We start from the raw sequence: 26,144 nt of genomic DNA, 5'->3' as shown, positions 1-26,144 counted from the left end.
CCTCCCGCTTCTGCCGCGGGAGGATGGCCCGGCGGCGCGGCCCCACCGCTCATGCTGGCATCAGTTTTCTTTCACGGCGGCTGCGCAGCGTCTACGGGCAGGGTGGAGGCGTGATCTGCCTGGAGATGCCCATGCCCGTATGCCGCCCCGCCCTGCTCGCCCTGTCGCTGCTGATGTCGCCCGCCTTTGCGCAGACGCCCCCGCCCGCCGGCCTGCCAGCACCCATCGCCGAAAAGGCCGGCCCTGACACGGCGGCGCACTCGCCCCTGCACGCCCAGGTACTTCTGGACCGCGCCAATTTTTCTCCGGGCGAGATCGATGGCGAAGTGGGCAGCAATCAACGCCGCGCGGTGTCCGGCTTCCAGGCAGCGCACGGGCTGACGGTCAGCGGCGAACTGGACGACGCCACCTGGAAGGCCCTGCAGGCCGACTCGGTCGGCCCCCTTGCCAGCTACACGCTGACCACAGAGGACGTGGCCGGTCCGTTCGTTGCGGTTCCCAAAAAGCCCGCCGACCAGGCCAAGCTGAAGGCACTGGGCTTCAGCAGCGTGGAGGAATCGCTGGGCGAGCGCTTCCATGCCGCACCGGAGCTGCTGAAGGCGCTCAATCCCGGTGTGGATCTGAGCAAAGCCGGCAGCCGCATCCAGGTGCCCAACATTGCGCCCGCTGCATTGCCCAAGGCCGCCAAACTGGTGGTCGACAAATCCGACTCCACCCTGCAGCTGCTGGACGCGCAGGGCAAGGTGATCGCGCAGGTACCGGTATCGTCGGGCAGCGAGCACGACCCGCTGCCGATCGGAGAGTGGAAGATCCTCGGCGTCTACCCGGATCCGCCATTCCACTACAACCCGAAGCTGTTCTGGGATGCCAGGAAGGGCGATCGCAAGGCCACGATTCCGCCCGGCCCGAACAATCCGGTCGGCCGGGTCTGGATCGACCTGTCCAAACCCCATTACGGCCTGCACGGTACGCCGGTGCCCGGCCATGTCGGCAAGACCGAATCGCACGGCTGCGTGCGCATGACCAACTGGGATGCGCTGCGCGTGGCTGCAGCCGTGGATACGTCGGTACCGGTCGTCATGCAGGAGTGAGCGGATGCGACTAGCGCAACTGATCGTACTGGGGCTGGTGATGGGCGTGGCAGCCGGATGGTGGCTGCAGCGTGATGGCGAGCCGTCCGATGACACGGGTGCCCGCCCCCTTGCAGTGGCGCAGACCTCCGCTGCAGCCGACAGCGCCCGTGCCGTACCCGTGGAGCAGGCGACAACGGCAATCGCTGCGCCCGCCCCAGCAGCAACGGGCGACACACCCTCCGGCCTGCTGCTGCCGGTACAGGGCATCACGCCCTCGCAACTGCAGGACACCTTCACCGACGCACGCAGCGAAGGCCGCGTGCACGATGCGATCGACATCATGGCTGCTGCCGGCACACCGGTACTGGCGGTGGCCGATGGCCATGTCGAGAAGCTGTTCGACAGCGAGCGCGGCGGCCTGACCGTCTACCAGTTCGAACCCAGCGGCCGCTGGTGCTACTACTACGCACACCTGCAGCGCTACGCCGACGGCCTGGCGGAGAAGCAGACCATCAAGCGCGGCGACGTGATCGGCTACGTCGGCAGCACCGGCAACGCCAACCCCGAAGCCCCGCACCTGCATTTCGAAGTGCACGTGCTGGGCCCGGAGAAGCAATGGTGGAAGGGCGAGTCGATCAATCCCTATCCATTGCTGAAAAAAGGGGACGGAGGGGATTAAGTCGCAACCCGCACGGTCTGGTCGTGGCGGCTAGGCAGTGCGTGGACGCTGCCTGCGCAGCGCGATGGTGAAGATCACCAGTGCGATGCCTGGAACCAGCAGCAGCAGCGCTGCCAGTTTCCGGAAGAAGAACGGCCACAGCCAGAGGTAATCGAGGTCGGTCAGTTTCAGAAGATCCAACGGCGGCTGCACTTCGATCGTTGCCGGCCTGCCGGCCAGCGCCGGCTCCACTTCCAGCACGGTCACCCGCAGCCAGGAGCGGCCACGGGGCAATGAATCACCGCGGCCATAGCCGAAGTACGCGGCGGTAAAAACAGCCGTTTCAACGGTTTCCAGCCTGCGCACAACATCCGTTCCGGCTGGGCCAGAACGCACGCCCGCACGGAAGTCCGCATGCTCGTTGGGGGTGTCGACACGCATCAGCACGTCGGGGTCGAGGGTTGGGTCGGCGGCGTTGGGCGGGTAACGCAGCCGCAACCGCAGACGATCATCAATGAAGCGGTAGACCGTGATCTCCGCGCTCGCACCGGGGCTCAGCACCAGCGGCAGGGTCTGCGTGCGTGACGCCAGGTGGTTGGCCACGGCGCCCACCGCCAACACCACACAGGCGACTGCCCACAGGCCCCAGAACACCCACAGGGTGATCCGCAGCACCCGCGTCTCTTTCGCGCTGACATCGCCGGTCATCGATCCGCTTCCCTGCTGGCATTGCGTACACACTAACGAAAAAGCCCCGCTTTCGCGGGGCTTCTTCTTTCAGCGACGCCGGGCATGGCCCGGCGCTACCGGTGCGGCAGCGTTGCCAGGCAGCGTCTGGCATCGCCGCATCGCTCAGGCGAACGGATCCTGCAGGACCATGGTGTGGTCGCGGTCCGGGCCGGTGGAGACGATGCTGATCGGGCAGCCGGCCAGCTCTTCCAGCGAACGCAGGTAGGCGCGTGCGGCCGGCGGCAGGTCGTCCCAGTTGGTGATGCCGTGGGTGTTTTCGGTCCAGCCCGGGAACTCCAGGTACACCGGGGTGCACTCTTCCCAGCCCTGCGCGTCCAGCGGCGCGTACTCGGTACGCTTGCCGTTGTATTCGTAGGCGATGCAGACCTTCAGCTTTTCCATGCCGTCCAGCACGTCCAGCTTGGTGATGCACAGGCCGCTGATGCCATTGATGGCCACGGCGCGCTTCAGCGCGACGATGTCCATCCAGCCGCAGCGACGCGGGCGGCCGGTCGAGGCACCGTATTCGGCGCCGCGGTCGCGGATGCCCTGGCCGATTTCATCGTCCAGCTCGGTCGGGAACGGGCCGCCGCCAACGCGGGTCGCGTAGGCCTTGGCAATGCCCAGCACGTAGTCGATCGCATCGGCGCCGACGCCGGCACCGGCCAGCGCACCACCGACGGTGGTGTTGGAGCTGGTGACGTACGGGTAGGTACCGTGGTCGATGTCCAGCAGCGCGCCCTGCGCACCTTCGAACAGCACGCGCTTACCCTGCTTGCGCAGGTCATGCAGGATGCCGGCAACGTCCGACTTCATCGGCTGCACGTACTCGCCGAAGGCCAGCGCCTCGTCGAAGGTCTTCTGGAAATCGACCGCGTCGGTGTTCAGGTACTTGGTCAGCACGAAGTTGTGGTAATCCAGCGCGGTGCGCAGGAGTTCTTCCAGCTGCTTCGGATAATGCAGGTCGGCGATGCGGATGCCGCGACGCGCCACCTTGTCTTCGTAGGCCGGGCCGATGCCACGACCGGTGGTGCCGATCGCCTTGCCGCCGGCAGCGCGTTCGCGCGCTTGGTCCAGGGCGATGTGGTACGGCATGATCAGCGGCGCGGCCGGGGAGATCTTCAGGCGCGAACGCACTTCCACACCGGAGGTTTCCAGCTCGGCGATTTCCTTCTGCAGCGCGGCCGGCGAGATCACCACGCCGTTGCCGATCAGGCACAGCGCATCGTCACGCAGGATGCCCGACGGGATCAGGTGCAGGACGGTCTTCTTGCCGTTGATGACCAGGGTGTGGCCGGCATTGTGGCCGCCCTGGAAGCGCACGACGGCGCCGATTTCCTCAGTGAGCAGATCGACGATCTTGCCCTTGCCTTCATCGCCCCACTGGGCACCAAGCACTACGACAGACTGACCCATGACGGGTTCCTCTATTTGTTGCGGCCATCGGGGCCGCGGACGGGTAAACCGCAGCGGGGCTGGCCAGCGCTTGGGTGGCGGCTCCAAACGGGGAGCGGCCGGCGATGGAAGGCCCAGACACGGAAAAAGCCGAACGGGGAGGCCCGTCCGGCTTTTGTGCATTATCCGGGTTTCCGGGGTCCGGTGCCACCTTTCCGACGGGCGGCTTCACCAGCCGGTCAGCCACCCCGCCCCGGTAGTGCCGGCCGCTGGCCGGCAGTCCCAGGTTGCCGGCCAGCGGCCGGCACCACCCTTCTAATGCCGTACCCACCACAGCAGGCTCAACCCGGCCAGCAGGACCAGGCCACCGAAGCTGCGCAGGGCCGGGCTGGGCAGGTCCAGCAGGCGTTCGGCCATGCGCTTCCAGGCCACGGGGGCCACGAACAGCAACAGGCCTTCCAGCACCGCGACCAGACAGACGGCGGCGAACAGATCTTTCATGGGGGAACTCCGGAAAAGCACGAGGCCCGGCGTATGGCCGGGCCCCGTGAGGTACTGCCGTGCGGACTCAGCGATCGTTCTTGAGGTACTGCAGGAACGGGTCGTTCTTGTCCAGCACGATCACGCCGTTGCCGTCGGTCATCGAGCCGCGGTAGGCCTCGAGGCTGCGGTAGAACGCGTAGAACGACGGGTCAGCCGAACCGGCCTTGCCGTAGATGCGTGCGGCCTCGGCATCGCCTTCACCACGCAGGCGCTGGGCATCGCGTTCGGCTTCTGCGATCAGCACGGTGCTGTCACGGTCGGCCTGGGCGCGGATGGTCAGCGACTGCTCCTCGCCTTCGGCGCGCAGCTTGGCGGCTTCCTGCTTGCGCTGGGCGCGCATGCGCTCGTACACGTCATTGATCACCTGGCTGTCGGTGGGCAGGTCCACCTGCTTGATGCGCAGGTCGATCATCTGCATGCCCAGCCCGGCAACGGCTTCGTTGATGCCCTTCAGCTGCTCGGCGATCAGCTCGCTGCGGTCGCCGGAGACCAGCTGCTGCAGGGTGCGCGAGTTGATCTGGTTACGCAGCGAGTCGGTGATGATCGGTGCCAGGCGGGCGTTGGCGATACGCGGATCGCCACCGGTGGCACGGAAGTAATCACCCACGTTGGAGATGTAACCGATGGCGAAGAAGTCGACGCTGACGTCCTTCTGCTCGGCCGTGAAGTAACGGGCGGGCGCGGTGTCCAGCACCTGGAAGCGGCGGTCGAACACCCGCACCGTTTCCACCACCGGCAGCTTGAAGTGCAGGCCCGGCTTGATGTCCGAACGCACCACCTTGCCCAGGTTCAGGACCATGGCGGTCTGGTCCTCACGGACCACGTACACCGAGCCGAGCAGGCCCAGCAGCACCGCTACGACAACGGCGATCCAGATTGAATTTCTCATCGGCTGCCCTCCTCACGGCCGCTCGAACGCCCGGTCGGGCGGCCCACCGGCCGGCCCGGATCACGGGAAGCTTCCACTGCGGTGGTACCCGGCAGCGACGGCATCACCACATCGGGGTTCGGAACCGGCGCCGGTGCCGAGGTGCTGGCACGGGTATCACCGGTCATCGGCACGTAGATCAGCTGGCGGCCATCGCCACCAATGACCTTGCGGTTCTCGCTCAGCACCTGCTGCACCGTTTCCAGCCACAGGCGCTTGCGGGTGACTTCCGGTGCGTCCTTGTACTGGGCCTGCAGCAGGCTGAAGCGCTGACCATCACCCTCGGCCTTGGACACCACGGCCTGCTTGTAGCCCTCGGCGGTGGTACGGGCACGCGAGGCCTGGCCGCGCGCTTCAGGCACGACCTTGGCCGCATAGGCCTGGGCTTCGTTGATCAGGCGCTCCTTGACCTGCTGGGCACCGTTGACCTCGTCGAAGGCCGGCTTGACCTCCTCCGGCGGACGGGCGTCCTGCAGGGTCAGGCCGGTCACGGTCAGACCGGTCTTGAAGGCACGCAGCAATGTCTGCAGGCGCTCTTCGGCGGCCACGGCCAGCGGGCCACGGTTGTTCAATACGGCGTTGAGGTCGGCGCGACCGACTTCCTCGCGCACCGCGCTCTGCGCCGACTGTTCCAGCACCTGGTTGGCATCAACGGTGCCGAACAGATACTGCTGCGGGTCATCGATGCGGTACTGGACGTTCAACGAGACATTGACGATGTTCTCATCGCGGGTCAGCACCGGCACCTGGATCGAGAAGGTCTTGATCTCGGTGGCGTTGACCTTGGTGACCGATTCGATCGGCCAGGGCAACTTGAAGTTCGGGCCGGGGGTCAGGACGCGCGAGAACTGGCCGAAGCGCAGCACCACGCCACGCTGCTGTTCGCCGATCAGCTGGAAGCTGGAGAACAGCACCAGCAGGACCACTGCCGCCACCACCCAACGCAGGATGCCGCCGTCGAACAGGTCCTTCAGCGGTCCGGGCAATCCGCCCCAGCCGCCACCATTGCCACCGCCGCGCGACCCGAACGGCCCGCGTCGATTGTCCTCGGGGCCTTGTCCGCCCTTGTTGCCGCCGGGTGTATTCCAGGCCATGCACGCTCCATCAAGATGTGGGCTGCGACGCGGGCCCTTCCCGCAACGCCAGCCGTTAACCACTACCGATCATACAAGATGGGGCGGACCGGCAGGATTGAAAGGGGCCGGAGCGGGTAAGGTGGCGTTTTCCTCGAAGTCAGGCAACGCCGATGCCCCCCACCACCCCGTTCACCGCCTTCCGCATCGAAAAAGACGACGCCGGCTACCGCAGCGGCCTGGTCCCGCTGCGTCTGGACGACCTCAACCCCGGCCAGGTGCTGATCCGCGCCCACTGGTCCTCGGTCAACTACAAGGATGCCCTGGCCGGCACCGGCAAAGGCCGCATCCTGCGCCGCTTCCCGCTGGTGGGCGGGATCGACGTGGCCGGCACGGTGGTCGCCTCCACCGATCCGGCCTGGCGCGAGGGCGATGCGGTACTGGCCACCGGCTGTGGCCTCAGCGAAACCCGTGATGGCGGCTACAGCCAGTACGTGCGACTGGAATCGAGCGCGGTCATCGCCCAGCCGGCGGGCTTGAGCCCACGCGAGGCGATGGTACTGGGCACCGCCGGCTTCACCGCCGCGCTGGCGCTGCTGCGCCTGCAGGACAACCGGCAGACGCCCGCGCTTGGGCCACTGGCGGTTACCGGCGCCAGCGGTGGGGTCGGGGCTCTGGCCGTGGACATCTTCAGCCGCGCCGGCTATGCCGTGCACGCGATCAGCGGCAAACCGGAACAGAGCGACTTCCTGCGCGGTATCGGTGCTGCCGAGGTGCTGCCGCGTGATGCCCTTGCCGACACCGGTCCGCTGCAGTCGGCACGTTTCGGCGGTGGCCTGGACAACGCCGGCGGGCCGATGCTGGCCAGTCTGCTGGCCCAGACCGTGCCTTACGGCAGCGTGGTCAGTGCGGGACTGGCCGCCAGCCCGACGCTGGACATGACCGTAATGCCCTTCATCCTGCGCGGTGTCTCGCTGCTCGGCGTTTCGTCGGCCAATGCCCCGCGCGCGCTGCGCGAAGAAGTGTGGGCACGCTTGGGTGACGCGTGGAAACCACAGCACCTGGATCGCATCTGCACCGCCGAAGTCGGTCTGGACGGTCTGCCTGCGGTGTTCGATCGCATGCTGGCGGGCGGCTCGCTTGGCCGCACGGTGGTGCGGATCGACTGAACGTCGCAGGCAGGCGACGGACGGCAGCTGTCGCCCTCCCGCCAACAGGATGCCGGCACTACACTTCCGGCATCACATGGGGAACAACATGGCACGCATTCTGATCGTCGACGACTCACCGTCGCAGCTGTTGGGGATACAGCGCATCGTCGAGAAGCTCGGGCACCAGATCCTGACCGCCACCGATGGTGCGGCCGGGGTGGAGACCGCCAAGGCCGAGCTGCCCGACCTGGTGCTGATGGACGTGGTGATGCCCAACCTCAATGGCTTCCAGGCGACCCGCACGCTCGCCCGCGATGAGGCGACCCGGCATATTCCGGTGATCCTGGTGACCACCAAGGACCAGGACACCGACCGCATGTGGGGCATGCGCCAGGGCGCCAAGGCCTACATCACCAAGCCGTTCTCGGAAGACGAACTGTCCGAAGTGCTGGAGCGGGTGTTCGCCGGTCAAGGCTGACCCACCGCTCCGGTAGATGCCAACCTTGGTTGGCACGCCTTTGCTCTGGTAGGTGCCAACCTTGGTTGGCACACCTCTGCCGGCCAGCGGCCGGCACTACCGCAACAGGTGCCGGTCAAGGCTGACCCACCGCTCCGGTAGATGCCAACCTTGGTTGGCACGCCTCTGCCGGCCAGCGGCCGGCACTACCGCAAGGCGTGGGGACCGAGGTCCGCACCCACCGAAGCGAATTTCAGATCGTTTCGCCAAACGCCTTGGCCAGATTCCGATAGGCCTTCTTCTGCGCGTCGTCCGTCGCCGCCGGGGCGACAATCTCCAGCTCGACGATCTGGTCGCCCTCCGGGCTGCCCGGCAGGCCGCGCCCACGCAGCCGCAGCTTGCGACCGGCGTCGGAATCGGCCGGAATCTTCAGTTCCACCGCGCCGCCCAGGGTCGGCACGCTGATGCTGGTGCCCAACGCGGCCTGCCACGGGGTGACCGGCAGCGTGTACAGGATGTTGCGGCCGTCGACCTCGAACTGCGGATGCGCGGCGTACTCCACTTCCAGCAGCAGGTTGCCGCCGTGATTGCCCTGCCCGGCCAGGCGGATCACCTGCCCGGGACGGATGCCCTTGGGCACGCGCACGTCCAGCTGCTTGCCGTTGACGGTGATGCGCAGGCTGTCGCCGCTGTAGGCCGCCTCCAGCGGTACCGACAGCTTGGCCCGGGTATCGCGGTTGGGCGCATGGCCATGGCTGCTGAAGCCCGGGCCCGGGCCTGCACCCTGGCCGCCGCGCTGGCGCGCGAACAGGCTCTCGAAGAAGTCGCTGAAACCACCGTTGGGGCCACCGCCGCCGAACACTTCCTCGAAATTGAAACCGCCACCGCCGTAGTTCGGCGGCACGTTGAATTCCTCGCCCGGACGATAGCCCTGCGCACGCAACTGGTCATAGGCCGCGCGCTTCTCGGGATCGCGCAACGCCTCGTAGGCCTCGTTGATGGCCTTGAACTTGTCCTCGGCCCCGGCCTCCTTGCTGACGTCCGGGTGGTACTTGCGTGCCAGCCGGCGATAGGCGGTCTTGATCTCCGCCTCGCCCGCGCTCGGTTCCACCCCCAGGGTGGCGTAATAATCCTTGAATTCCATCCAGCTACCTCGATTCGCTTCGGCCGCGCCGGTGGGCGCCGCCCCGGGTTCATTCTACGCGCCGGCGATGCTACGCCGCCGGTCGTGCGGCAACGGTGAGGCCGACTGATCCAGCGCAATGCGCCTGCCATCGCCCGGCGCCATGCTGTGGCTGACCGCCCGCCGCGGACGACGGAGATGGGGTGTATACATGGGTTTTCCAATGTCTTGACGCGTCCGTCCCCTCCTGGCCCCTACCCTCACCCAGCAAGGAGTTCCCATGACCATCCATGTCGGCGACCGTATTCCGGAAGTCACCCTCAAGCGCATCCGCGAAGGCATCGAGACCCTCGATACCCACGCCCTGTTCGACGGGCGCAAGGTGGTGCTGTTCGCCGTGCCCGGTGCGTTCACCCCCACCTGCTCGGCCCGCCACCTGCCCGGGTACGTGGAAAAGTTCGAGGCGTTCCGCCATCGCGGCATCGATGTCTACTGCGTGGCGGTCAACGACCCGTTCGTGATGAAGGCCTGGGCCACCGACCAGCACGTACCCGACGGTCTGCTGATGTTGTCCGACGGCAATGCCGAACTGACCCGTGCACTTGGCCTGGAGCTGGATGCAAGTTCATCCGGCATGGGCACGCGTTCGCGTCGCTTTGCCCTGTACGTGGTGGACGGCACGGTGCGCGCGGCCTGGATCGAGGAGCCCGGCCAGTTCGAGGTGTCGTCAGCCGACTACGTCCTGGATCACCTGCCCACCTGAAACCCTGACTGCAGAGGAAACCGGCCAGCCATGTCCAACAAGCCAGCCAAAGCCAGCAACACCTCCCCTTCCGCCAAGGTCGCTGGCATCAGCGATCGCCAGACCCTGCGCGAGCGGGCACGGAAGAACATCGAGGACGGAGCGATCACCGACAGCTACAGCGCCGACCGCAAGGTGGTGATCAAGCTGCTCAACGACGCGCTGGCCACCGAATATGTATGCGTGCTGCGCTACTACCGACACTACTTCATGGCCAAAGGCATGCTGGCCGATGCGGTCAAGGGCGAGTTCCTCGAGCACGCGCAGCAGGAGCAGGCACACGCCGGCAAGCTGGCCGAACGCATCGTCCAGCTCGGCGGCGAGCCTGACCTCAATCCGGACACGCTGACCGCACGCTCGCACGCCGAATACAAGGAAGGCAGCGACCTGCGCGACATGGTCCGCGAGAATCTGGTGGCCGAGCGCATCGCCATCGACAGCTACCGCGAGATGATCAACTTCATCGGCGACAGCGATACCACCACCAAGCGCATCCTGGAGGAGATCCTGGCGCAGGAGGAGGAGCACGCCGACGAGTTCGCCGACCTGCTCGATGGGTGGATCGGGGAATAGCGCCGGGCCGTGCCAGCGAACGCCTGGTAGTCGCCCACCTTGGTGGGCGGCTTCTGCGCGTGCCAACCAAGGTTGGCATCTACCGGGTCATGGTGGACCGGTACCACCGGGCCATGCCCGGCTAACGCCCTGGTAGATGCCCACCTTGGTCGGCGGCGTCTGCGCGTGCCAACCAGGGTGGGCAACTACCGGGTCATGGTGGACCGGTACCACCGGGCCATGCCCGGCGGGTTGGTGCCCGATCACGTGACATCCGCCGGGCATGGCCCGGCGCTACCGCAGCACGTTGAACCGTACCTGCGTCCAGGCGCCGTCAGCAGCCAGCGCGGTCAACGTATGCGCCCCCGGATCGGAGAACTCGCGCTGCATCAGCTGCGCACCGCGCGTCTGCGCGATCCATCGACCATCCAGCAGCCAGTCCACGGCCTGTTCGCTGCCCAATGCGCGCAGCTGCAGGCGTACGCCGTGTTCGGCATTGGGTGCACGCGCCAGCGTCGCGCCTTCGTTGAGGCCATCGATATGCAGGGCCACACTGGCCTCGCGGCCATCATCGCGACAGTCCGGCGATAGTGCGGGAAGCTGTGAGGCATCGCGGGTGGCCTTGGGCAGCCAGGGTGACAACAGCGCCGGCCATCGCGCGATTTCCCGCGCGACTTCCTCATGCGGCGCGCTGCAGTCAGCCGATACGCGCAGTCCGGTGCGCGCGTCAGCCAGGTAGCGTTGGCGGCCAGGCTGCCATCGCCGTGCCTCGCGTTCGGGGAACGTCGGCGGTGCCGCACCGTCCAGCAGATAGGCCGACAGGCGTCGCTGGCAGAGTGCCGCTGGCAACCCTTCGGCCAGTTCCCCGGTTGGCCAGCAGATGTCTGCCTGGGTCACGCTGGCCGGCATCGGCGCGGCCGCCGCATCGCCGCGCTGGCGCGGCAGGCTGTCGACCACCTCGAACATCAACGGCAAGGCGGTGACCGCGCCGTACTGCCCCGGCAACGGCGTGCCATCGGGGCGCCCCACCCACACGCCCACGGTGTAGTGGCGGGTACTGCCGATCGCCCACGCATCGCGGTAGCCATAGCTGGTTCCGGTCTTCCAGGCCACGCGCGGCCGCCCGCCAACGTCGAACGTGCCAACGCCGTACCCCGGGCGCGGATTCGATTCCAGCATCTCGCGCACGATCCAGCTGGCACCGGGCGAAGCCAGCCGCCGCTCGATCATCGGTTCGTCATCGGTGTAGCGCACGCGGCCGGCAATGCCGTTGCGGTTGAGCGCAGCGAACGCACCGACCAGGTCTTCCAGCCGCGCGCCGGTGCCGCCGAGGATCAGCGACAGGTTGGGCGAACTGCCCGGCGGGAAGCGCAACTGGATACCGGCGTGCGACAGGCGCGCGGCGAAGCGTGCCGCACCTACCCGCTGCAGCAGGTCGACCGACGGCACGTTCAGCGACAGGCGCAGCGCACTGGCAGCACTGACCGGCCCGTTGAAGGCCATGTCGAAGTTGCCCGGCCGATAGCTGCCGAAGCTCTGCGGCGCATCCACCAGCAAGCTCTCGGAATGGATCAGGCCATCATCGAGTGCCATCGCATACAGAAACGGCTTCAGCGTGGAGCCCGGCGAGCGCCAGGCCTGCACCATGTCCACGTGGCCCAGCCGTTGCCGATCACCGAAAGACAGCGTGCCGACATACGCACGCGCCTGCAGGGTCTGGTTGTCGACCACCAGCAGTGCGGCTGACGTGCGCTCGGGCAGCGTGGAGAAATAGCTGGCCACGCGCTCTTCAAGGGTGCGCTGCAGGCCGATGTCGATGCTGCTCTGGATCCGCGCCTGCCCTGGATGCGCCGAGTGCAGGCGCTGGGCCAGCAGTGCCGCGTGCAGTGGTGGACGCAGCGAGCGTGCGACCACGTTCTCGATGCGCGCATCTTCCACTTCCTCCGGCGTCCATGCGCCGAGCTCGGCCATGCGCGCCAGTACCTTGTCGCGAGCCTTCTGCGCGGCTTCGGGATGACGATCCGGGCGCAAACGGCTGGGTGCCTGTGGCAGCACCGCCAGCAACGCGGCCTCGGCATGCGAAAGCTGCGCGGCCGGCTTACCGAGGTAGGCCCAGCTGGCCGCCTCCACGCCTTCGATGGTGCCACCGTAGGGCGCGCGCTCCAGATACAACGCGAGGATCTCGCGCTTGGATAGGTGCACCTCAAGCTGCACCGCACGCAGCATCTGCTTCAGCTTGCCCCAGGGCGTGCGCGTATGCGGATCGAGAATGCGCGCCACCTGCATGGTCAGGGTCGAGCCTCCGGAGACGATGCGGCCACCTCGCAGCAGCTGCCCACCGGCACGCAGGATCGCCAGCGGATTGATGCCCGGGTGCTGCCAGAACCAGCGATCCTCGTAGGTCAGCAGCGCCTGCAGGTACAGCGGCGACACGCTGTCGACCGACGCCGGATAGCGCCACACGCCCTCGGCATCGGCGAACGCCCGCATCGGGCTGCCGTCAGCGGCGACCACCAGCGTGCTGGTGTCGCGTTGCCGAGGTAGCGGCGGAGGGAAGGCGAAATCCAGTACCAGCAGCAGCACCAGCAACGCCGTCGTGCCCCAGCGCAGCCACGGCCACAGCGGTTGCAGCCGCTGCCGCAGGCGCGGCAGCCGCGTTTTCAGCAATCCCACCTTCATCCACGGCATCCAGTGGGACGGGCCGCGCCGTCGCGGCCCGTCCGCACGGTCACGGCTGTACCACCGTCAACGTGGTCGGGTTGCTGCGGCCGACGCCACGCAGCTGCGGCCGGTACATGTCCTCCACCAGCGACGGCGGCACCGTGTAGGTACCCGGAGTGACCGCACGCACCAGGTAGAACACGTTGGCCTTGCTGCCACGCGAGAGCTTCAGCGCCGCCACGTAGCGGTCATCGCGGAACTCCTCGTGCTTGGTATCGGCCGCTTCGCTGCGGTCGCTGATGGTGATGCCATCGACCACCACATCGGCCCACTGCTTGGCATCGCCCAGGTTGAGGTTCTCGATCTCCAGGCCCGCCGGCAGCAGGTCGGTCAGCAGCGCATCGGGCATCTCGCTGTCGGCGGTGATGGTGACGCGCACGATCAGCGCTTCGCCCTCCTTCAGCGGACGCGGCGACCACGGCTTGCCATCGGTGCCGAAGTAGCTTCGCTCCACGCCGATCACGCTGTTGTCCGGCGCCGGCGCACTGCGCGGAATGCCGGCCACGTCGATGCTGGCGAACATCGGCGGCTGTCCCTGCGGGGTGAAGCGCACGCCCGCGGCCAGCTGCCCTGCATCGAAGTTGCGGCCAAACAGCTTGCGTTCGCCGATGGCCTCGCTGTTGCCACCGATCACCAGCTCACCGGCCACCAGCGCCTTCTGGTTGGCGGCCAGTGCCTTGCCGAGGCGGGCGATGGCCACCTGTTCCTGCGTGCTCAGCCACATCCAGCCACTGTTGCGGCGCGCATCCAGGCCACGGCCAAGATCAACCGCGCGTGCATCCCATGCCGGCTTGGCCAGCTTGTTTTCGTGGGTCAGCGCGATCATCAGCGCATCATCACGAACGGCACTGCCGTAGTCGCCGAAGTAGGACGGGCGCTCGCTGCTGGACTTGGCAAAGCCCGCCGCAAGGGCCGCCTGGCCGCGCTTGGCATCGCCCTGCAGCGACAGCGCCACGCCCAGGTGCACCAGCGACAGGCCACCCACGGCCTTGCTGCGTTCGTTGTCGTACAGCGTGCGCAGGGTACCCAGCGGCGCGCGGTTGACGCGGGCCAGCACGTAACCCGAGTACGCCTGGTTGGCGAACTTCAGGCTTTCGCGTTTTTCCTGGCCGTAGAACTGGTTGCCACCGGACAGCAGGTCTTCGCTCAGGCGGTTCAGCGCCTTCTGCAGCACGTTGTCCGGCACCGCGAAGCCACCGTCCTTGGCATCGAGCAGGAACTCGGCGATGTACGGGGTCAGCCACGGGTTCACGTAGCCGTCGTCACCCCACATCGAGAAGTTGCCGTTGGCCACCTGCATCGATGCCAGGCGACCGAACGCACCTTCCATGCGCTCGCGACGGGTCTTCGCATCCAGGCCGTCAGCGCCGAGCATGGACGACGTGGCCTGGTCCAGGATCAGCGCGGCGTAGCCCTTGCTGGTGGTCTGTTCGGCACAGCCGTACGGGTAGTTCAGCGCGCCCTGCAGCGCGCTGGCGAACGGGATCGGCGGCAGCGGGCTGACCAGCAGGCGGGCATTGACCGATTCGGACATCAGCCCATCCATCAGGCTGCCATCCAGGCTCACCGCCGCCAGCGGATCGAGCGTGCGCACCTGCGAGCGCAGTACCTGCGGCCACGCCGCACGTACCGGCAGATCGTAGCGGCGGTCGGCCTTGAAGCCGTTGCCATCCACACGCACGCGCACCTTGGCCACGCTGTGGCCCTCGCGCGCCGACAACGGGAAGCTCAACGTGGTCTTGGCATCGGCATTGAGCTGCACGCTGCGCGTGCCTTCGCCCAGGCTGAGCGGGCCTTCGCTGTCCACGCGCACGTTGAACTGACCGGGCTTGCCGGTGAAGTTCTGCACGTCCAGCGTCACCGTGCTGCGGTCGCCCGGGGCGAGCACGCGCGGCATGCTGGCCTCGGCCAGGATCGGTGCGCGCACCACGGTTTCCACATCGCGCTTGCCGTACTGGTCATCGCTGTAGACCAGCGCCGACACCCGCAGGGTGCCATTGAAATCCGGCACTTTCAGGCGGATGCGGGCAATGCCCTTGGCATCGAGCTGCACCGGGCCGGAGAACAGGTCCACGGTCTGCACGCGCGCGGTCGGCCGCTTGGCCTGCGGCAACGCCTGCAGCGCCATGTCGCCGCCGAACTTCAGCTTGCCGCTGCCGCCGTCGAAGCTCTCGATCACCCGGCTGTAGATGTCATAGGCATCGATGCCGAGGCGGCGCTGGGCGAAGAAGTGCGCGCCGGCATCGGGCACCGGGAAGCGGGTGATGTTGAGAATGCCCACGTCCACGGCCGACACCGTGACGTGCGCGACCTTGCCGGCCAGCTGCGGTGCGCTGACCGTCACTGGCAAGTCCTGCTCCGGTCGCATCTGCTTGGGCGCGGCCAGGCCGACGGCCACGGTGCGGCCCTTGCGGTCCATCGGCACGTGCACCACGCCCACCGCGCGGGCCGGGGTGATCTTGCTCGGCGCACTGCCACCGCGGAACACCAGCGCGGTGATGTAGACGTCGTGGCGCTCCCAATCGGCGGTGACCGGGATCTTGTAGGTGGCACCGGGCTTGGCGTCGATATCCTGCACGTACAGCATGCGGTCGGTCTCGACCATCAGCACGCCCTTGCCGGCGTGCGGCGGGGTCACCGTCACTTCCAGGGTATCGCCGGCCTTGTAGCCGGTCTTGTCCAGGCCCAGCTTGACCTTGTCCGGGCGGGCATCGAGGCCACGGTTGTCATCGCCCCAGCTCCAGCCGGCGCGGAACGGATAACGGCTGGTCAGGCCGGTGGACGGATCGAACACGTCCACCCGGTACTCGCCCCACTCCACCGGGAAGTCGAAGGCCACCGCGCTGCCGCCGGCATCGACGGTACGGGTTTCCTTGTTTTCGAAGCGGCGGGTGAAATCGTAGTCCCAGCGGTTGTCGTTGAAGGTCCAGTGGTAGTCGCGCAGCTCGCGCACCAGGGTGATCTTCAGGCCCTTGGCCGGCTGCGGCTTGCCGGCCGCATCCACGCGCATCAGTTCAAACCGCGCGTTGCCGTTGGAATCAGCGCCGTCGTCCGGATTGAACAACGGGCGCACGCCGACCAGTGCGGCGGCCGGCCATACCACCCGCTTCAGGGTGCGGGTGACCGTGCGGCCACCGGTTTCATACAGGCTGCCGGACAGCACCACCGCGATCGGCGCCTTCGCCTTGGTCGCCTCTTCCGGCAACGACACGTCTTCGCGCAGCTGGCCATTGGCCGGCAGCGTGGTGTCGATGACATCCTTGGCTTCGCGCGGCAGCTGCAGGGTCGGGTCGCCGAAGAAGTAGCCCGGCAGGCCCTCCACCGGCTTCTGCTCGGCGGCCACCGCCATGCGCGCGGTGAAGCGGTTGCCGTCGGCCGGGGCACCGTACAGATAGGCACCGTTGGCCTGCAGGCGCAGGTCTTCACCCGGCTTCAGCGTCTTCTGCGCGCTGTCCAGGTCCAGCTTCATGCGCTCCGGCAGGAACTCTTCGATGCGCAGGGTCATGCCCTGGATCGCTTCCTTGCTGGCCGGGTCGGTGCGGAACTCCACCTGCCAGCGCCCGGTCGGCGCCTCGGCGGGAATGGTCTGCTCGAAGTTGATGTAGCCCTGTTCGCCCGGCTGCACGCGGGTTTCGCGGAAGGTCTTGCCATCGGGCTGCTTCAGGCGCAGGAACACCGGCTGGCTCTTGATCGGCTTGCCGTCGTTGTCGCGCAGCAGCGCCGACAGGCGCACCGTCTCGCCCGGCCGGTACAGGTCCCGGCCCGACCAGGCATAGACATCGAACCAGGCGTTGTCACGGCCGGCCACGGCGAACTCGCTCAGGTCCAGCGCCGGCTGGTTGAAGGGCAGGAAGCTGGTGTCCTTGCCGCTGCTGGCCACCAGCACGTGGGTGGCATCCAGGGTGTAGTTCAGCAGCGCATTGCCGTTGCTGTCGGTACTGCCCTTCAGCACCACTTCGCCCTTGGCATCGAGCACGCGCAGGTCGATGCCCTTCAGCGATGCACCGTCCTTCAGCGCGGCGGTATGGACGAACAGCTTGTCCTTGTACGCGCGGGTGTGCAGGCCGATGTCGCTGACCGAGAAGAACGCGGTATCGAACTCGCCCTCGTAATCACCGGTGCGCTTGAGCAGGGCGAAATACAGCCCCGGTTCCTGCAGTTCCTTGATGTCCTGGGTCGGCAGGTAGGTCAGCACCCGCTCGTTCTGCTTGCCGCCCAGGATGAAGCGGTTGACGTAGACCGGTTCGGCCAGCTTGTTGATCGGGCTGCGCTCGTAGTCGCTGCTCAGTTCCCAGCTGCCGCGGCGACCACCGCGCTGGTACTGGCTGAAGAAGGTCGGCAGATCCTTCTCGCGCACGCGCAGGAACTCGACATCGACTTCCGGCACGTTCACCGACACCACCGGCAGGCCGCGGCTGTCCTTGGCCGGCAGCACGCTGCCCTGCGAGGCAAAACCGGCCACCGGCTTCAGCTCGCCGCTGAAGACCTTCTGCTTCAGTTCCTTGCCCAGGCGGCTGCCATCGGCGGCCAGCAGGTCCGGCGAGACCACCAGGCTGAATTCCTTGCCGGCTTCGACGAAGGGATAGCGCAGGGTCAGGCCGTCATCGGACAGGGTCCAGCTGCTGTCATCGTTGCCGACCTTCTCTTCGAAGCGCACCAGCTTGTCGAAGTCCTGGGTGCCGACCAGCGGGCGCGAGAACTCCAGCGCCAGCGACAGGCCTTCACTCTTCTGGTCCGGGTAGGCACGCAGCAGGGTGAACTCCTTCACCTGCTCGGCCTTGGTGGCGATGGCTTCGCCGCTGGCCTTTGGCAGCTGCCCGCTGTCGTTGCGGCAACCGGCCAGACCCAGCAACAGCCCTCCTGCCAGCAATGCTGCCGTCCATCCCCACCGCATCCGCCGTGCCGGACCGCTCATGTCGTCACTCCTTGATCGAGGTGGCCATTATAGGCGCGTCGCGTCAAGGCGTTGACGCGGATTCGGCAGGAATGCATCGGAACGGTAGCGCCGGGCCATGCCCGGCGGGGTCGATGACCCGAAGCCCGGCCGGGCCCGCCCGGCAAAGGCAACTGGGGCCGTCCGACCCGCCCACCTCCCGTGCCCCCCGAGCACAAGGCCATCCGTCAATCCGTCACGGTCGTTGTCCCAGGTTCCGCCAAGACACGCAACGTCGTACATCGAGGAGACCGAAGCCGGCCCCGCATGTCGGATATGCCCCTCAATCGGCCATCTCCCGACCTGCCTCCGGTCATGCCTGTAGCATCGACATAATGCTTCCCGTATTGCAGTGACCATCGTAATGACAAGAGTACGACTACTTCAGGATCCAACGACCGCAAAGGTATGGGGGACCCGACAGGAGGACCACTCCGTGGAAGTGATTTCCGGAAGTCCCGCAAAGCTGAAGTCACAGTTGAAAGACTTTCCCAATCCGGACGAAGCGCTGAAATGGGCCATTCAACAGGAGTGGTCTCGGCTGAAGAAGGGCTTCGTACTGGTGAACCCCGATGCTGGCGCAGGGCAACCGAGCATGCATCGTTACATTGGTGGAGGTTACACGGGCGCCCTGATGATTGCCGGTTGCAATGGAAAGGTGTCGACCAATCAACATCAGGATGAAGACGCGCTTGGTGCAGCAACCGATGTGCTTCTGCTCGTTGGCGAAGGTGCTGATATCAGCCAACGTTGGCGACCAAGCAAGACTGACCTCGCCTGGTCCGCAATACCTATCATCGACAAAGACCAACTCCTGATCCAGTTCGACTCTGGAATCTATCTTTGGTCCACAGACGGCACACCACCTCAGCGAATCAGTGAAGCAACAGCCATGTCGCCCTCCTTCCTCACCACGTCCAACGGACATGTATCGTGGCATTCCGGTGAGCAGATCACGGTGATGAGGCCCACGAATGGCAAACGCACCCTGCACTTGCCTCGCAAGGCTGCGATGGTAGGAGGTCATTCCCCGCAGATGATGGGCGCTCTCTCTCCGGATGCAGCAACGCTCGCCTGCTGTGCCAATCCGGGTGAGATCGAGTACATCGATGTCGCCCTGGCGAAGACAGTGCGCCAACATCAAGGCGATTTCGAAATGATCACCAAGATGGCGTGGAGCGTGGATGGGCGGTGGCTGTTGGCCTTGGAACAGTATGGCAAATGGCGCCTGCTGTGCTTGGACACGGCAACCGGAGAATCCCGCCCCGGATGGCCAGAGTTCGCTGATATGACGCGAACTGACTTTGCACTGGACAACGATGGCAAGCGACTGGCTGTCATGCGTCGTGGGAAGATTGCCGTCTATGACTTCGCGGGCATGAAAGAAATTCGACGCTTCCCCGTCGATCATGTGGTCCGTACCGCAAAGATTGCATGGACGGGAGAAAACGCCATTTCGGTGCGAACAGACTACGGATGCCTTTCCACGTATGTCGTTTGATCCGGCGCAGCCTTTCCGGACGTGTAATCGCACCATCTCCAGGGAAACTTCGCCAAGGGCGACGTCGACCAGAGCAGCCCTGTAGTCGCCAACCTTGGTTGGCGTTGGGTGCGTGCCAACCAAGGTTGGCACCTACCAAAGTGCCCCCTACCCCGGCAGGTACAGGTCCACGTAGTCGGTCACCGGCATCGCCGCCAGCGCCACCGGGTCCAGCGAGGCGGCCAGGATGCGCTGCTGCTGGGCGGTGGGGAAGCGGTGCGCCAGGTGCCGGCGGAACTTGTCCATCAGCAGCGGGATACCCTCTGCGCGCCGGCGTGCGTGGCCCAGCGGGTACTCCACCAGCACCTCCGGCAGCGCGCTGCCGTCGTTGAAGCGCACCGTCAGCCCGTTGGCGATGCTGCGCTTGTCCGGGTCCAGGTAGTCTGCGCTGAGCTGCGGGTCTTCATGGCAGGTCATCTTCGCGCGCAGCGCGTCGATGCGCGGATCGGCCGCCATGTCGTCCTCGTAATCCTCGGCCACCAGCCGCCCATGCAGCAGCGCGATGGCCACCATGTACTGCACGCAGTGATCGCGGTCGGCCGGGTTGTGCAGCGGCCCCTGCTTGTCGATGATGCGGATGCAGGCTTCCTGGGTACGGATCGCGATGTGCTCGATGTCCTCGGCCGTTCGCCCCTGCGCGCGCAGCTGCTGGTGCAGGATGATCGCCGCCTCCACCGCCGTCTGCCCGTGGAATTCGGCCGGGAAACTGATCTTGAACAGCACGTTCTCCATCACGTAGCTGCCGAAGGGTCGGCCAAGGGTCAGCGCCTGGCCATGCATCGATACCGCTTCGAAGCCCCAGGTCGGTGCACTGAGCACGCTGGGGTAGCCCATCTCGCCGGTGGCGGCCATCAGCGCCAGGCGTACGCCACGGCTGGTCGCATCACCGGCTGCCCAGCTTTTGCGCGAACCGGTGTTGGGCGCATGCCGGTAGGTGCGCAGCGCCTGTCCATCCACCCAGGCCAGCGACACCGCATTGAGCATGCGCTCGCGGTCCAGACCCAGCATCTGCGCGACGACGGCGGTGGTGGCCACCTTGACCAGCAGCACGTGATCCAGGCCGACCCGGTTGAAAGAGTTGCGTAACGCCAGCACGCCCTGGATCTCGTGCGCCTTGATCATCGCCAGCAGTACGTCGTGCACGGTCGGCGGCGGGCGTCGCAACGCGGCCGCGTTGCGGCCAAGCCAGTCGGCCACGGCGAGGATGCCACCGAGGTTGTCCGAGGGGTGGCCCCACTCTGCGGCCAGCCAGGTGTCGTTGAAATCCAGCCAGCGCACCATCGCGCCGATGTTGAAGGCTGCCTGCACCGGATCGAGCACGAAGTTGGTGCCGGGGACGCGCGCGCCGTTGGCCACGCTGATACCCGGCACCAGCGGGCCCAGCAGCTTGCTGCAGGCGGGGAAGGACAGCGCCTCCAACCCGCAGCCAAGCGTGTCGAGCAGGCAGTGATGCGCGGTCTGGAACGCCAGCGGCGAGTCGATGCGCGTGTCGCGCACGTAGTCGACGATGTCCACCAGCAGCGCATCCCAGGCTGCACGGGCGTTGGATGGGGTGTGGCTGTCGGACATTGTTCGGTCTCCTCGTGGGGTTGCACGCTGCGACAAACCCGGTAGTCGCCAACCTTGGTTGGCGCTGGGCCTTACCCGCGCGATGCCGGCGCCATGCCAACCAAGGTTGGCGACTACCAGAGCAGGTGCAGCGCCACCCGCGCAATGCCGGCGCCATGCCAACCAAGGTTGGCGACTACCAGGCCATCACCCGGCCGGCACGCGCACCTTGCCTTCCATCAGCACGCGGGCGCTGCGGCTCATGATGGCCTTGGACACCGTCCACTGGCCGTCAACGAGTGCGGCCTGCGCACCCACGCGCAACGTGCCCGACGGATGCCCGAAGGTCACGGCCTCGCGCTCGCCGCCGCCAGCAGCACGGTTGACCAGCGTGCCGGGGATCGCCGCGGCGGTACCGATCGCTACTGCAGCGGTGCCCATCATCGCGTGGTGCAGCTTGCCCATCGACAGCGCGCGGGCATGCAGATCGATGTCCGCGGCCGGGATCGCCTTGCCGCTGGACGACACGTAATCCTGCGCGGGGGCGACGAAGGCTACCTTCGGCGTGTGCTGGCGGGTCGCCGCGTCTTCCAGTTTCTGGATCAAGCCCATGCGCAGCGCGCCGTAGGCACGGATCTTCTCGAAACGTTCCAGCGCCGCTTTGTCTTCATTGATCGCCGGCTGCAGTTCGGTACCGGTGTAACCGAGGTCGGCGGCGTTGAGGAAGATGGTCGGGATGCCGGCGGTGATCATCGTCACCTCGAAACTACCCACGCCCGGCACGTCCAGCGTATCGATCAAGTTGCCGGTGGGGAACATCGCACCGGCGTCACCATCGTCGGACGGATCGAGGAATTCCAGCTGGATCTCGGCAGCCGGGAATGTCACGCCATCCAGCTCGAAATCGCCGATCTCCTGCACCTGCCCATCGCGCATCGGCACATGGGCAATGATGGTCTTGCCGATATTGGCCTGCCAGATGCGCACGGTGCACAGGCCATCGCGCGGCACGCGGGCCGGATCGATCAGGCCGTTGGCGATCGCGAACGGACCAACGGCGGTGCTGAGGTTGCCGCAGTTGCCGCTCCAGTCCACGAATGCGGTATCGATCGACACCTGGCCATACAGGTAATCCACGTCGTGATCCGGCACCGAGGCGGTGGAGATGATCACGCACTTGCTGGTGCTGGAGGTGGCCCCACCCATGCCGTCGGTCTGCTTGCCATACGGGTCGGGCGAGCCGATCACGCGCATCAGCAGCGCGTCGCGTGGCGCACCCGGCACCTGAGCGGCCTCGGGCAGGTCCTGCTGGCGGAAGAACACGCCCTTGCTGGTACCACCGCGCATGTAGGTAGCGGGAATACGGAGTTGCGGGAGGAACGTCATGGTGGACATCTCGACAGAATAAAAGAAGGGAGCATCAGGACTGCAACGCCAGCCGCCGCCGGCGGCTGTCAGCCTGCGCACTGCGTTGCCAACGGAACAGATACAGGATGGCCAGTTTGGTGCTGCCACTCACCACAGCCAGCAGGAGCAACGGCCAGCCCAGCCGCAGGCCCATGGCGGAGGCAAACACAATCGTGGACAGGTCCATCAGCAGGATCAGCTGACTCATCCGCAGCGACACCGCACCGGTATGGCCATTGCGCAGAATCAGCAGAATCTGATGAGCGTAGCCCTGGGCCAACAACGCGGTAATGACCACGATCACCGCACTGGCCACCACCCTGCCTTCATCCACATGACGATCGCCCCAAGCCAGACCAGCCAGTGCGCAGATCAACAGCAGCGCGGCTGTCAGCAGGCTGGTCGTCGCGGAGCGGCTCCGGCGGTCACGCCAGATCTCCACCAGGATGGCCATCACCAGCACCGAGGCGAGCAACCGCGGCCAGACAATGAAATGATTGAATGGTGTGACGCTGTAGCCATAGATGAAGAAGGAGAGGTAAGCCAGGAAGCTGACCGTAAACTGGTTCAGCGACAGCACCGCAGTGGCGGTGTCAGTCGCGTCCGTGCGTCCGCGGCGGAGGCGCACCAACCGCAATTGCGCGCTCACGCCCAATAAGCTCAGCAGAATGAAGGCAGTATTGACTATGCCGGCGATGTTGTAGAACGCGGTTCCCATGCAGATGGGGCTACGCCCCTCTCCTCCGTGACCACCGCCATGCGGGCCGAAGCCAGCATGGCGGCAACTCGACGCAAGCAAGCTATTCGCTGCCTTACGCCACCTTGGCGCCTTCCAGGAAGTCCTGCGCGAAGCGCTGCAGAACGCCGCCGGCCTCGTAGATCGCCACTTCCTCGTCACTGTCCAGGCGGCAGGTGACCGGCACGATCACGTCCTGGCCGTCGCGGCGGTGGATGACCACGCGCAACTCGGCACGCGGCGTACGTTCACCGATGACGTCGAAGGTTTCGGTGCCATCGATGCCCAGGGTCAGGCGGGTGGTGCCCGGCTTGAACTCCAGCGGCAGCACGCCCATGCCGATCAGATTGGTGCGGTGGATGCGCTCGAAGCCTTCGGCAACGATGGCCTCCACGCCAGCCAGGCGCACGCCCTTGGCGGCCCAGTCGCGCGAAGAACCCTGCCCGTAGTCGGCACCGGCGATGATGATCAGCGGCTGCTTGCGCTCCATGTAGGTCTCGATGGCTTCCCACATGCGCATCACCTTGCCTTCCGGCTCGACGCGCGCCAGCGAACCCTGTTTCACGCTGCCATCTTCATTGCGCACCATCTCGTTGAACAGCTTCGGGTTGGCGAAGGTGGCACGCTGCGCGGTCAGGTGGTCACCGCGATGGGTGGCGTAGGAATTGAAGTCCTCTTCCGGCAGGCCCATCTTCGCCAGGTATTCGCCAGCCGCACTCGAGGCCAGGATCGCGTTGGACGGCGACAGGTGGTCGGTGGTGATGTTGTCGGGCAACACCGCCAGCGCACGCATGCCGGCCAGCGAGCGCTCACCGGCCAGTGCACCTTCCCAGTACGGCGGACGACGGATGTAGGTGCTCTGCGGGCGCCAGTCGTATAGCGGGCTCACCGCTGCGCCGTGTTCGACGCGTACGTTGAACATCGGGTTGTAGACGCTGCGGAACTGCTCCGGCTTCACCGCCGCCTTCACCACCGCATCGATCTCGGCATCACTCGGCCAGATGTCCTTCAGGCGCACCTCGTTGCCGTCGGTGTCCACGCCCAGCACATCCTTCTCGATGTCAAAGCGGATGGTGCCGGCGATGGCGTAGGCGATCACCAGCGGCGGCGAGGCCAGGAACGCCTGCTTCGCATATGGATGGATGCGGCCGTCGAAGTTGCGGTTGCCCGACAGTACCGCCGTGGCGTACAGGTCACGGTCGATGATTTCCTGCTGGATCTTCGGATCCAGCGCGCCGCTCATGCCATTGCAGGTGGTGCAGGCGAAGGCAACGATGCCGAAGCCCAGCTTCTCCAGGTCCGGCAGCAGGCCCGCTTCTTCCAGGTACAGCTGCACTGCCTTGGAACCGGGTGCCAGCGATGACTTCACCCAAGGCTTGCGCAGCAGGCCGCGCTCGTTGGCCTTGCGTGCCAGCAGGCCGGCGGCGATCACGTTGCGCGGGTTGGAGGTATTGGTGCAGCTGGTGATGGCAGCGATGATCACCGCGCCATCCGGCATCAGGCCCTGTGCCTGCTCGGCCTTGCCGGCTTCCAGCTTGGCGGCATCGGCGATGCCGCGCTCGACCAGTTCCGATACCGGCAGGCGGCGATGCGGATTGCTCGGGCCGGCCATGTTGCGCACCACCGTCGACAGATCGAAGTGCAGTACACGCTCGTACTCCGCAGTGGCCAGGTCATCGGCCCACAGGCCGGTGCTGCGCGCGTAGTTTTCAACCAGTGCGACCTGCTTTTCCTCGCGACCAGTCAGGCGCAGGTAGTCGATGGTCTGGCCGTCGATGTAGAACATCGCGGCGGTTGCGCCGTATTCGGGGCACATGTTGGAGATGGTGGCGCGATCACCGATGGTGAGTGCAGCGGCACCTTCGCCGAAGAATTCAAGCCAGGCGCCGACCACGCGCTCCTTGCGCAGGAATTCGGTCAGGGCCAGCACCACGTCGGTGGCGGTGATATCCGGCTGCGGCCGACCGGTCAGCTCGACACCGATGATGTCCGGCAGGCGCATCCACGACGCACGGCCCAGCATCACGTTCTCTGCTTCCAGGCCGCCCACGCCGATGGCGATCACACCCAGCGCATCCACATGCGGGGTGTGGCTGTCGGTGCCCACGCAGGTATCGGGGAAAGCGACGCCATCCTGCACGTAGATCACCGGCGACATCTTCTCCAGATTGATCTGATGCATGATGCCGTTGCCCGGCGGAATCACGTCCACGTTCTCGAAGGCCAGCTTGGTCCAGTCGATGAAGTGGAAGCGGTCCTCGTTGCGACGGTCCTCGATGGCGCGGTTCTTCTCGAACGCCTGCGGATCGAAACCACCGCACTCCACTGCCAGCGAGTGATCGACGATCAGCTGCACCGGCACCACCGGGTTGACCTTGGCCGGATCACCGCCCTTGTCGGCGATCGCATCGCGCAGGCCGGCCAGATCCACCAGCGCGGTCTGGCCGAGGATGTCATGGCACACCACGCGCGCCGGGAACCACGGGAAATCCAGGTCGCGACGGCGCTCGATCAGCTGCTTCAGCGAGTCGGTCAGCGTGGCCGGATCGCAGCGACGCACCAGGTTCTCGGCCAGCACGCGCGACACGTACGGCAGCGTGGCGTAGGCGCCGGGCTGGATCGCGTCGACGGCGGCGCGCGCATCGAAATAGTCCAGCGAGGCGCCGGGGAGGGACTTGCGGTAATCGGTATTCATGGGCTGGCGGAATGCTCGTGGCGGGCCGGGTGCCGGCAATACGGCGGTGACGGCATCCGGCCGGCACGGGGCCGGCCGGA

General features: G+C 66.3%; 19 protein-coding genes. 7 read left to right on the top strand and 12 right to left on the bottom strand.

Going from position 1 to position 26,144, the window contains the following annotated elements; genetic code table 11:
• The first annotated feature begins 125 nt into the window (after positions 1-125).
• Positions 126-1,091 (top strand): L,D-transpeptidase family protein, encoded by a 966-nt coding sequence (locus LC407_RS10000; RefSeq protein ID WP_223482761.1) that lies wholly within the window; start codon positions 126-128, stop codon positions 1,089-1,091.
• A gap of 4 nt (positions 1,092-1,095) precedes the next feature.
• Positions 1,096-1,752, top strand: coding sequence for a M23 family metallopeptidase (locus tag LC407_RS09995; RefSeq protein WP_223482760.1), 657 nt, complete (start codon positions 1,096-1,098; stop codon positions 1,750-1,752).
• 30 nt (positions 1,753-1,782) lie between these two features.
• Here LC407_RS09995 and LC407_RS09990 read toward each other — a convergent pair whose 3' ends face one another.
• The 5 genes from LC407_RS09990 to hflK form a co-directional block, all read right to left on the bottom strand.
• Positions 1,783-2,439, bottom strand: a complete 657-nt coding sequence (locus tag LC407_RS09990) for a hypothetical protein (RefSeq protein ID WP_223482759.1) — start codon at positions 2,437-2,439, stop codon at positions 1,783-1,785.
• Between the two features lie 144 nt (positions 2,440-2,583).
• Complete coding sequence (locus LC407_RS09985; protein WP_025877044.1) at positions 2,584-3,876, bottom strand: adenylosuccinate synthase; 1,293 nt, start codon at positions 3,874-3,876, stop codon at positions 2,584-2,586.
• A gap of 294 nt (positions 3,877-4,170) precedes the next feature.
• Positions 4,171-4,356: a DUF2065 family protein gene (locus LC407_RS09980; protein WP_025877042.1), complete on the bottom strand. Its 186-nt coding sequence runs from the start codon at positions 4,354-4,356 to the stop codon at positions 4,171-4,173.
• A 67-nt stretch (positions 4,357-4,423) separates the two neighbouring features.
• Entirely contained in the window at positions 4,424-5,287 is an 864-nt protein-coding gene (locus LC407_RS09975) for a protease modulator HflC (RefSeq protein WP_025877040.1), read from the bottom strand.
• A complete protein-coding gene (gene hflK, locus LC407_RS09970; protein WP_025877038.1) occupies positions 5,284-6,420 on the bottom strand; it encodes an FtsH protease activity modulator HflK in 1,137 nt (378 codons plus the stop codon). The genes LC407_RS09975 and hflK overlap by 4 nt, the downstream gene beginning before the upstream one ends.
• A 152-nt stretch (positions 6,421-6,572) precedes the next feature.
• On the opposite strand from hflK, the gene LC407_RS09965 reads away from it, so the two are divergent.
• Both LC407_RS09965 and pilH read left to right on the top strand, forming a co-directional pair.
• The gene (locus LC407_RS09965; RefSeq protein ID WP_223482758.1) at positions 6,573-7,568 is read left to right on the top strand and encodes a YhdH/YhfP family quinone oxidoreductase; all 996 of its coding nucleotides are present in this window, start codon (positions 6,573-6,575) and stop codon (positions 7,566-7,568) included.
• An 88-nt stretch (positions 7,569-7,656) separates the two neighbouring features.
• Positions 7,657-8,028 carry a twitching motility response regulator PilH gene (pilH, locus tag LC407_RS09960; RefSeq protein WP_005410644.1) on the top strand — a complete coding sequence of 124 codons (372 nt, stop codon included), beginning with the start codon at positions 7,657-7,659 and terminating at the stop codon, positions 8,026-8,028.
• Positions 8,029-8,260: 232 nt separating this feature from the next.
• Here the strand turns inward: pilH and LC407_RS09955 are convergent, their stop codons facing one another.
• Positions 8,261-9,151, bottom strand: a complete 891-nt coding sequence (locus tag LC407_RS09955) for a DnaJ C-terminal domain-containing protein (RefSeq protein ID WP_105164500.1) — start codon at positions 9,149-9,151, stop codon at positions 8,261-8,263.
• A 259-nt stretch (positions 9,152-9,410) separates the two neighbouring features.
• Here LC407_RS09955 and LC407_RS09950 point away from each other — a divergent pair, with 259 nt between their 5' ends.
• The gene (locus LC407_RS09950; RefSeq protein WP_025877032.1) at positions 9,411-9,893 is read left to right on the top strand and encodes a peroxiredoxin; all 483 of its coding nucleotides are present in this window, start codon (positions 9,411-9,413) and stop codon (positions 9,891-9,893) included.
• Positions 9,894-9,923: 30 nt separating this feature from the next.
• A complete protein-coding gene (locus LC407_RS09945; RefSeq protein WP_033831761.1) occupies positions 9,924-10,505 on the top strand; it encodes a ferritin-like domain-containing protein in 582 nt (193 codons plus the stop codon).
• Between the two features lie 273 nt (positions 10,506-10,778).
• Here LC407_RS09945 and pbpC read toward each other — a convergent pair whose 3' ends face one another.
• Both pbpC and LC407_RS09935 read right to left on the bottom strand, forming a co-directional pair.
• Positions 10,779-13,163, bottom strand: a complete 2,385-nt coding sequence (gene pbpC, locus LC407_RS09940) for a penicillin-binding protein 1C (RefSeq protein WP_223482757.1) — start codon at positions 13,161-13,163, stop codon at positions 10,779-10,781.
• Between the two features lie 49 nt (positions 13,164-13,212).
• Positions 13,213-18,120: an alpha-2-macroglobulin gene (locus LC407_RS09935; RefSeq protein WP_223482756.1), complete on the bottom strand. Its 4,908-nt coding sequence runs from the start codon at positions 18,118-18,120 to the stop codon at positions 13,213-13,215.
• A gap of 454 nt (positions 18,121-18,574) precedes the next feature.
• Here LC407_RS09935 and LC407_RS09930 point away from each other — a divergent pair, with 454 nt between their 5' ends.
• Positions 18,575-19,639, top strand: coding sequence for a WD40 repeat domain-containing protein (locus LC407_RS09930; RefSeq protein WP_154231511.1), 1,065 nt, complete (start codon positions 18,575-18,577; stop codon positions 19,637-19,639).
• A gap of 147 nt (positions 19,640-19,786) precedes the next feature.
• On the opposite strand, the gene LC407_RS09925 is transcribed toward LC407_RS09930, so the two are convergent.
• The 4 genes from LC407_RS09925 to acnD form a co-directional block, all read right to left on the bottom strand.
• Entirely contained in the window at positions 19,787-21,247 is a 1,461-nt protein-coding gene (locus tag LC407_RS09925; protein ID WP_088100562.1) for a bifunctional 2-methylcitrate dehydratase/aconitate hydratase, read from the bottom strand.
• 186 nt (positions 21,248-21,433) lie between these two features.
• Positions 21,434-22,612 (bottom strand): 2-methylaconitate cis-trans isomerase PrpF, encoded by a 1,179-nt coding sequence (prpF, locus tag LC407_RS09920; protein ID WP_140227771.1) that lies wholly within the window; start codon positions 22,610-22,612, stop codon positions 21,434-21,436.
• 34 nt (positions 22,613-22,646) lie between these two features.
• Positions 22,647-23,351, bottom strand: coding sequence for a hypothetical protein (locus tag LC407_RS09915; RefSeq protein WP_223482755.1), 705 nt, complete (start codon positions 23,349-23,351; stop codon positions 22,647-22,649).
• 94 nt (positions 23,352-23,445) lie between these two features.
• Complete coding sequence (gene acnD, locus LC407_RS09910; RefSeq protein ID WP_088100565.1) at positions 23,446-26,064, bottom strand: Fe/S-dependent 2-methylisocitrate dehydratase AcnD; 2,619 nt, start codon at positions 26,062-26,064, stop codon at positions 23,446-23,448.
• Positions 26,065-26,144 lie beyond the last annotated feature (80 nt).

It is taken from the genome of Stenotrophomonas sp. OVS01A (genome assembly GCF_019969775.1).
Taxonomy (GTDB): Bacteria; Pseudomonadota; Gammaproteobacteria; order Xanthomonadales; family Xanthomonadaceae; genus Stenotrophomonas; species Stenotrophomonas indicatrix.
The sequence above is the reverse complement of the archived record's forward strand: the minus strand, read 5'-3'. Positions and strand labels throughout refer to the sequence as shown.

What these genes read in the sequence shown, in the direction of transcription:
- LC407_RS09925 (WP_088100562.1), bottom strand. Translation starts at nt 21,247, where the DNA reads ATGTCCGACAGCCACACCCCATCCAACGCCCGTGCAGCCTGGGATGCG.
- LC407_RS09995 (WP_223482760.1), top strand. Translation starts at nt 1,096, where the DNA reads ATGCGACTAGCGCAACTGATCGTACTGGGGCTGGTGATGGGCGTGGCA.
- prpF (WP_140227771.1), bottom strand. Translation starts at nt 22,612, where the DNA reads ATGACGTTCCTCCCGCAACTCCGTATTCCCGCTACCTACATGCGCGGT.
- LC407_RS09990 (WP_223482759.1), bottom strand. Translation starts at nt 2,439, where the DNA reads ATGACCGGCGATGTCAGCGCGAAAGAGACGCGGGTGCTGCGGATCACC.
- LC407_RS09955 (WP_105164500.1), bottom strand. Translation starts at nt 9,151, where the DNA reads ATGGAATTCAAGGATTATTACGCCACCCTGGGGGTGGAACCGAGCGCG.
- LC407_RS09935 (WP_223482756.1), bottom strand. Translation starts at nt 18,120, where the DNA reads ATGAGCGGTCCGGCACGGCGGATGCGGTGGGGATGGACGGCAGCATTG.
- LC407_RS09965 (WP_223482758.1), top strand. Translation starts at nt 6,573, where the DNA reads ATGCCCCCCACCACCCCGTTCACCGCCTTCCGCATCGAAAAAGACGAC.
- LC407_RS10000 (WP_223482761.1), top strand. Translation starts at nt 126, where the DNA reads ATGCCCATGCCCGTATGCCGCCCCGCCCTGCTCGCCCTGTCGCTGCTG.
- LC407_RS09985 (WP_025877044.1), bottom strand. Translation starts at nt 3,876, where the DNA reads ATGGGTCAGTCTGTCGTAGTGCTTGGTGCCCAGTGGGGCGATGAAGGC.
- LC407_RS09950 (WP_025877032.1), top strand. Translation starts at nt 9,411, where the DNA reads ATGACCATCCATGTCGGCGACCGTATTCCGGAAGTCACCCTCAAGCGC.
- LC407_RS09945 (WP_033831761.1), top strand. Translation starts at nt 9,924, where the DNA reads ATGTCCAACAAGCCAGCCAAAGCCAGCAACACCTCCCCTTCCGCCAAG.
- pilH (WP_005410644.1), top strand. Translation starts at nt 7,657, where the DNA reads ATGGCACGCATTCTGATCGTCGACGACTCACCGTCGCAGCTGTTGGGG.
- pbpC (WP_223482757.1), bottom strand. Translation starts at nt 13,163, where the DNA reads ATGAAGGTGGGATTGCTGAAAACGCGGCTGCCGCGCCTGCGGCAGCGG.
- hflK (WP_025877038.1), bottom strand. Translation starts at nt 6,420, where the DNA reads ATGGCCTGGAATACACCCGGCGGCAACAAGGGCGGACAAGGCCCCGAG.
- LC407_RS09980 (WP_025877042.1), bottom strand. Translation starts at nt 4,356, where the DNA reads ATGAAAGATCTGTTCGCCGCCGTCTGTCTGGTCGCGGTGCTGGAAGGC.
- LC407_RS09915 (WP_223482755.1), bottom strand. Translation starts at nt 23,351, where the DNA reads ATGGGAACCGCGTTCTACAACATCGCCGGCATAGTCAATACTGCCTTC.
- acnD (WP_088100565.1), bottom strand. Translation starts at nt 26,064, where the DNA reads ATGAATACCGATTACCGCAAGTCCCTCCCCGGCGCCTCGCTGGACTAT.
- LC407_RS09975 (WP_025877040.1), bottom strand. Translation starts at nt 5,287, where the DNA reads ATGAGAAATTCAATCTGGATCGCCGTTGTCGTAGCGGTGCTGCTGGGC.